Origin of the sequence: Cerasibacillus quisquiliarum (genome assembly GCF_014202495.1) — a bacterium.
GTDB lineage: Bacteria > Bacillota > Bacilli > Bacillales > Amphibacillaceae > Cerasibacillus > Cerasibacillus quisquiliarum.
This window is the reverse complement of record NZ_JACHHA010000001.1, coordinates 463,371-471,169: the sequence shown is the minus strand read 5'-3', so window position 1 is coordinate 471,169 and position 7,799 is coordinate 463,371. Positions and strand designations below refer to the sequence as shown.

4 protein-coding genes are annotated in these 7,799 nt (G+C 38.3%); all 4 read right to left on the bottom strand.

All coding sequences use genetic code 11. From position 1 onward, the window contains the following. Positions 1-254: 254 nt before the first annotated feature. Entirely contained in the window at positions 255-2,039 is a 1,785-nt protein-coding gene (locus HNQ35_RS02260) for an acyl-CoA dehydrogenase FadE (protein ID WP_146934239.1), read from the bottom strand. Positions 2,040-2,068: 29 nt separating this feature from the next. After that, positions 2,069-3,244, bottom strand: coding sequence for an acetyl-CoA C-acetyltransferase (locus HNQ35_RS02255; RefSeq protein ID WP_146934243.1), 1,176 nt, complete (start codon positions 3,242-3,244; stop codon positions 2,069-2,071). 20 nt (positions 3,245-3,264) lie between these two features. After that, positions 3,265-5,661, bottom strand: a complete 2,397-nt coding sequence (locus HNQ35_RS02250; protein WP_146934246.1) for a 3-hydroxyacyl-CoA dehydrogenase/enoyl-CoA hydratase family protein — start codon at positions 5,659-5,661, stop codon at positions 3,265-3,267. A 395-nt stretch (positions 5,662-6,056) separates the two neighbouring features. Continuing rightward, the gene (gene argS / locus HNQ35_RS02245; RefSeq protein ID WP_146934249.1) at positions 6,057-7,721 is read right to left on the bottom strand and encodes an arginine--tRNA ligase; all 1,665 of its coding nucleotides are present in this window, start codon (positions 7,719-7,721) and stop codon (positions 6,057-6,059) included. Positions 7,722-7,799 lie beyond the last annotated feature (78 nt).

The following is a 7,799-nucleotide window of genomic DNA, read 5'->3' as shown; positions in this document are numbered from 1 at the left end:
ACCGTGGACTCTCATAGGAAAAATACAGTACGAGACTATGCATTGAAACGACAACGTGGACTCTCATAGGAAAAATACAGTACGAGACTATGCATTGAAACGACAACGTGGACTCTCATAGGAAAAATACAGTACGAGACTATGCATTGAAGTGCAAACGCACCCCATTCATACATAAAACCCAAAACAAAAGAACGAGCGGAAATCTCCGCTCGTTCTTTTATTGGGGGGCAAACGATATGAACTTTGATTATTTATAGAACATATTTTTCTGCGTCAATGATTTGGTCTGCGATTTCACGTTTTTTCGCGATTACGTTTGTTGGTGTATGACGTGTTAGCTTACGTAAGGATGACAACATCATGCGAAGTGTGTCACCTTCTTCAACGGCAACGAGAATTTCTTTTGCATCTGCTTCAATGCGATTGAACGCTTCTTGTACGTATACTTGTGTATAGAGAAGCTTTTGTTTATTCTTTTCCTCGCCTGAATTTTGAATCGCTTTTTCAGTTCGTAAGACAGCAGATTCCATATTGTATACAGATGCTGCCATATCAGCAAGGTTAGCTAATATTTCTTGTTCTTCTTCTAGTTTTTGCATATATTTTTGTGCGGCTAATCCTGCAGCAAGTAAAACGATTTTCTTCGCGTTTCTCACTAAATACTTTTCTTGCTCGAGTGGTTCTGTACCGACTTCTTCTGGCATCATCATTAGGAGCTCTTCTTGTAAGCCTTGAGCTTCTTGGAGTAATGGTAATTCACCACGCATAGCTTTTTTCAGCAATGTTCCTGGAACGATGAGGCGGTTGATTTCATTTGTTCCTTCAAAAATACGGTTAATCCGCGAATCACGGTACATGCGCTCGACTTCATATTCTTGCATAAAGCCGTAACCACCGTGCATTTGCACAGCTTCATCAACGATATAGTCAAGGCATTCTGTTGCTGTGTATTTATTCATGGAACATTCAATTTGATATTCAGCGATTGCACGAGCGACTTCACGCCCATCTTTTAATTCTTCTTCACTCATAGATCCCATACGCTGTTCAAAAAGCCCGACTGTTCGATAAACAGCACTTTCATTTGCATATGTTTCTGCGGCCATCGTGCCTAACTTTTCTTTCGTTAGAGTGAAGCTGGAAATGGAACGCCCGAATTGTTTACGCTCATTGACATATTTTGTTGCGACTTCAATCGCACGTTTTGATCCACCTACACCACCAATGGCTAGCTTATAACGGCCAACATTAAGAATGTTAAAAGCAATATGATGACCTTTGCCTTTTTCACCTAATAAGTTCTCAACAGGTACTTCAGCATCTTCTAAAACTAATGTCCGTGTAGAAGAACTCTTAATTCCCATTTTCTTTTCTTCTGGTCCTGTTGAGACACCTGGGAAATCTTTTTCTACGATAAATGCTGAGAAGTGCTCTCCGTCAACTTTAGCATATACGACAAAAACATCAGCGAATGCAGCGTTTGTAATCCATTGTTTTTCACCATTTAAAATATAGTGTGTGCCTGCCTCATTTAAAACAGCTGTCGTTTTTGCACCTAATGCATCAGAACCTGACCCTGGCTCTGTTAAAGCATATGCGGCAATCAATTCACCTGTTGCAAGCTTCGGCAAATACTTTTTCTTCTGTTCTTCATTTCCGAAAAAGACGATCGGTAACGTTCCAATCCCGACGTGAGCACCATGTGTAATTGAGAAACCACCTGCGCGGGCAAATTTTTCCGTAATTAATGATGAACTAAATTTGTCTAAACCAAGTCCACCGTATTCTTCAGGAATATCAGCGCTTAATAAGCCGAGTTCACCAGCTTTTTCTAATAATTTAACGGAATGCTCAAATTCATGGTTTTCAAGTTTGTCAACAAGAGGGAGAACTTCACTAACGACAAACTCTTCTGTCGTATTAGCAATCATCTTATGCTCATCTGAGAAATCCTCTGGAGTCATAATATCTTCTCCATTTAATTCCTCAATTAAGAATGCGCCACCTTTAATAAACTTCTCTTTTGTTTCACTCATCTTTATCTTCCTTTCAAAATTTATTTTATTTAAAGTAATTCAAAAATGCCTGCTGCACCCATTCCGCCACCGATACACATCGTCACCATTCCGAACTGGACATTTCTCCGTTTCATTTCATGAAGTAATGTCAGGGTTAACTTTGTACCTGTTGTACCAAGTGGATGACCAAGGGCAATCGCTCCACCGTTCACATTGACGATTTCTGGATTTAGATCAAGTGCTTGAATCACACGTAATGATTGGGAAGCAAATGCTTCGTTTAATTCAATCAGTCCGATATCACTTAACTCAAGATTAGCCAATTTAAGTGCTTTTGGAATCGCAGCGACTGGGCCTACTCCCATAATCTCTGGTTCTACCCCTGCTACGGCAAATGAGCGTAACTTTAAAAGTGGTGTTAGCCCCTCTGCTTCAGCTTTTTCCCGTTCCATAACCAAAACCGAAGCTGCACCATCACTCATTTGTGATGAATTTCCTGCTGTTACTGTTCCGTTAAGACTGAACGCAGGACGTAATTTTGCGAGAACTTCCATATTTGTTCCTGGTCTTACACCTTCGTCCATGTCAAATGTTTTTGTTTTTTCGACGACTTTACCATCAGAGTCAATGACACGTTCCTTTACTTCTACAGGAACAATTTCATCATTAAACTTTCCTTCTTGAATCGCTTTTGCCGCTCGTTTGTGACTTTCAACAGCAAATGCATCTTGTTCTTCACGTGATATGGAAAATCGTCTTGCAACTTCTTCAGCTGTATGTCCCATCGTCATATAATATTCTGGTGCTTGTTCTACAAGTGTTGGATTAGGCTTAATGACATGACCACCCATCGGAATTAAACTCATGGACTCCGCTCCACCAGCTATAATCGTATCTGCATAGCCCAGCATAATACGCTCTGCTGCATAGGCAATACTTTGTAATCCTGATGAACAGTAACGGTTGATCGTAATGCCCGGAACGTCATGACTTAAACCTGCTAAACCCGCTATATTACGTGCCATATTCATTCCTTGCTCTGCTTCAGGCATCGCACAACCGATAATGACATCATCAATCTCTCCATCATATCCATCTGCCCGTTTTAACGTTTCTTTTATCGTTAAAGCAGCAAGGTCATCTGGCCGTGTATGTGCTAATGTTCCACGAATGGCACGACCTACTGGTGTCCTTGCTCCTGCTACAATTACCGCTTCTTTCATTTTCCTTCCCCCTCTTTCTATTAATTACGTAATGGTTTTCCTTTTAATAACATGTGTTGCATACGCTGTTGTGTTTTTGGTTCGCCAATTAAACTTAAAAACGCTTCTCTTTCAAGGTCTAACATAACTTGTTCATCTATCAAACTATTTTCTTTAATGCGTCCACCTGATAAAACATAGGCTAATTTCTCAGCTATCTTCACATCATGTTCTGACGCATAACCACCGAATTGTAATGTCTTAGCTCCCATTAACATTGCTGCATAGCCAGGATCACCAACGACTGGAATTTTCTCACGCTTAGGTGCTTTATATCCAGCTTGACTTAATGCAAGCACTTTCTGTTTAGCATCATAGAGTAAATGATCTGAATTGACACTAATGCCATCGAAATGATTAAGAAAGCCTTTCTCACGCGCTTCTTCTGCAGATGTTGAAACGTCAGCCATAGCGACACGTTCAAATACTTTATTTGCCACTTTCATTAAGTCAACGTCAACATCTTTCGGCACGTTACGAAGCATTTTTAAGTAAAGCTCTTTCGTACCACCGCCGCCAGGAATAAGCCCAACACCTACTTCCACTAATCCGATATAGGTTTCTTGCGACGCTTGCACAGCAGCTGCTGGTAATGTCACTTCAGCCCCACCGCCCAGTGTCATATTAAACGGTGCTGTCACAACTGGTTTTTTCGAATATTTAATATTTAATGTCATATTTTGAAACTGGCGCACGACCAAATCTAATTCAAAGAAGTTATGATCTTGTGCTTCCATAAGCATCAATGCTAAGTTCGCACCGACACAGAAATTTTTACCTTGGTTTCCAATGACAAGACCTTCGTAATTTTTTTCTACTTCTTCGATGGACTTATTCACCATTTGTACGACATCTAAACCAATCGCATTATTCGGTGAATGAAATTCGAGTAATGCAACACCGTCGCCAATGTCAATTAAACTTGCACCTGTATTTTTCATAATGACACCTTGTTTATCTTTTAGACGCTTAAGATGGATTTCTTTCGGATTAACGTCATCTTTTTGGTATGTGTCACCATCATAGTAGTGAGTATCGCCATTTTCTTCTTTATAAAACTGCTCATGACCGTTGTCAAGAAGGTCTAAAACCCATTTCGGTACAGTATCTCCCTCTGTTTGCATCCGCTCGACTGATTTTCTTAAACCGATGACATCCCATAGTTCAAATGGTCCTAATTTCCAACCGAATCCCCATTTCATCGCTTTATCGATTGATACAATATCATCAGCGATTTCACCTAATAATTCTGCTGAATAAAGAAGGACGGGCTTTAAAATGTTCCAGACAAAGTCACTTGCTTTATCACCTGGCATAGATAAAAGCGTTTTCAATTTATTGAAACCTTTTTGTTGTTTAGCCATTTCAGTTGCTTTTGTCTTTAGTTTTTTCCGTTCTTCGTATTCCATTGTTTCAGGATTTAATTCTAAAATGATACTGCCTTCTTTACCTTTTTTCTTAAGATAAAATCCTTGTTTTGTTTTCGCTCCTAACCAGCCTTTTTCTAGCATATCTTGCATGAAGCCCGGGATTTCAAAGACACGCTTTTCTTCTCCTTCAACTTGATCATAGACGTTTTTAGCGACATGGATAAATGTATCTAAACCAACGACATCAAGTGTTCTAAACGTGGCACTCTTTGGACGTCCGAGTAATGGGCCTGTAACAGAATCGACCTCACTAATAGATAAGTTTGCTTTTAGCATTTCCTGTACCGTAATTAATAGGCCATATGTTCCGATTCGATTTGCAATAAAGTTTGGTGTGTCTTTAGCTAAGACAACCCCTTTACCTAATACGTCTTCGGCAAATGTTTGCATAAATTCTACAACTTCTGGCTTTGTATCTTTTGTTGGAATAACCTCTAACAATTTTAAATAACGTGGTGGATTGAAAAAGTGTGTTCCTAAAAAATGTTGACGAAAATCTTCTGAACAGTCTTCTGACATTTTCTCAATCGAAATACCTGATGTATTTGAACTAACGATTGTTCCTCGTTTACGATATTTGTCTACTTTAGCAAAGACATCTTTTTTAACGTCTAAGTTCTCAACCACAACCTCGATAATCCAGTCGACATCTTTCAACTTTTCTAAATCATCTTCCATGTTACCGGTTTCAATTAAATCTAAGCTCTTTTTAGATGTAATTGGTGACGGCTTTTGCTTTAATAATGCTTGCTTATTTTGTACGGCTATTTTGTTACGCACGACTGGGTCTTCTAATGTTAAGCCTTTTGCTTCTTCTTCCTTTGTCAGTTCACGTGGTACGATATCAAGTAATAATGTCGGAATACCGATATTCGCTAAATGAGCCGCAATACCTGAACCCATAACACCAGAACCTAATACCGCTACACGTTCAATGGATTGTTTCATTTCTTTATCCCCCTATCATTCATTTACAATGAGTACCTCTTTTAATCTTTGAATGAATACTCATTCATTTTTTTGCCCTAAAAGAAAGAGGCATCTCATCCTCGTTACTTATACTATAAAATACTTTTAGATTTTTCGCAACGGTAATGCATAAAATTTATGACATAAATTTTTTTAACACATTGTTTCAATACTTTTATGTTATTTTAGAACTAACTAGTTTTTGAAGACAATAATGAAGTGATGGATTTATAACATCAAAAATTATTATTTTAAAACCATCATAAACATCAAACCGCATGTCATCAAACTTTTTACATTCGATACATGCGGTTCATTAATTTTAGAAATGTTTTGACCCGTTTTGTTCTCGTAAATGATATATTACGTGTAGTTTACATGCTCTCCGGAGCGCTTACTCCTATGATTCGTAAAGCATTTGCTATCGTAATCTTCACAGCTTTCATCAATGCTAAGCGTGCAAAGGTTAGTTCACGATTCTCGTCATCTAATACTTTTTCTGCATTATAAAAACTATGAAGTAATGTTGATAAATCGAATACATATTGTGTGACTTTATGAGGTGTACGCTTCTGAGCTGCTTCGGCGATTATTTGTGGGAATTCCCCAAGTTTAACTAGAAGCTCTTCTTCCTTTTCTGAAGTTAATAAGGAATACTCTGGTGTTTCTTCTGTTATGAAACCTTTTTTATCTGCTTGTTTAAGCATCGTACATATACGCGCATAAGCGTACTGGACATAATAAACAGGGTTTTCGTTAGACTGTGAGCGTGCTAAATCCATATCAAAATCTAAATGCGAATCGCCTGAGCGCATACTGAAGAAATAGCGCATCGCATCTTTTCCAACCTCTTCCATTAATTGTCTTAAAGTAACTGCTTTTCCTGTCCGTTTACTCATCTTCACACGTTCGCCATTTTCATATAAGTTAACCATTTGAATGACAGCAACTTCTAACGTATCTTCATCATATCCTAGTGCTTGAATGGCCGCTTTCATACGTGGAATGTAACCGTGATGGTCAGCTCCCCAAATATTAATGAGCGTATTGAAGCCACGATCAAGTTTATCTTTATGATAAGCAATGTCTGGTGTTAAATACGTATAGCTACCATCTGATTTAACTAAAACACGGTCTTTATCGTCTTTATATGCTGTTGTTTTAAACCAAGTCGCACCATCTTGTTCATAAACAAGATTTGATTCTTTCAGTTTTTCAAGGGCTGCATCAATTTTTTTATCTTCATAGAGTGATGTTTCAGAAAACCAGTTATCAAATGTTACTCCAAATGCGTGTAAATCATGTTTGATTTTATCTAGCTCTCGCTTAAGGCCGTATTGGCGAAAATATTTCAACCGCTCTTCTTTTGTGACATGAATCCATTTGTCACCGTCTCGTTCTTTTAATTCATATCCGAATGTTTGAACATCCTTACCACGATAACCATCTTCTGGTATATCCCATTCTTTTCCTAATGCTTGCATATAACGTGCTTCAACAGAAAGCGCAAGTTGGTCTATTTGATTTCCCGCATCATTGATATAGTATTCACGCTCAACATCATACCCTGCCGCTTCTAACACATTACATAATGCATCACCATATGCTGCACCACGCGCATGACCTAAGTGAAGATCACCTGTTGGATTTGCTGAAACGAACTCGACTTGAATACGCTCTCCTTTACCAATTTCAGAACGACCGTACTCGTCTCCTGCTTCTAATATAGTTGGGACAAGTTTTGTTAAAAACGTATGGTCAATAAAAAAGTTAATAAAACCTGGACCAGCAATATCAATTTTTGTTACATGGTCGCAAGTAAAATGTTCAACAATTGCTTCAGCTGTTTTACGCGGGGGTTGTTTAGCGATTTTTGTTAATTGCATCGCGACATTTGTTGCATAATCACCATGCTCTTTGCTTTTCGGTTTTTCTAAAATTATATTTGGGATTTGATTTGCTTCTGTAATCCCCGCTTCGACGACAGCCTCTTGTATAGCTCTTTTTATATCTTTTTCAATCTTTTCTAACATACTCATCTATAGATTCCTCCTAGGGATAGATTATCCATTGATAAATATCAATATATGTATAACAAGACTCATTATAGCATTTTT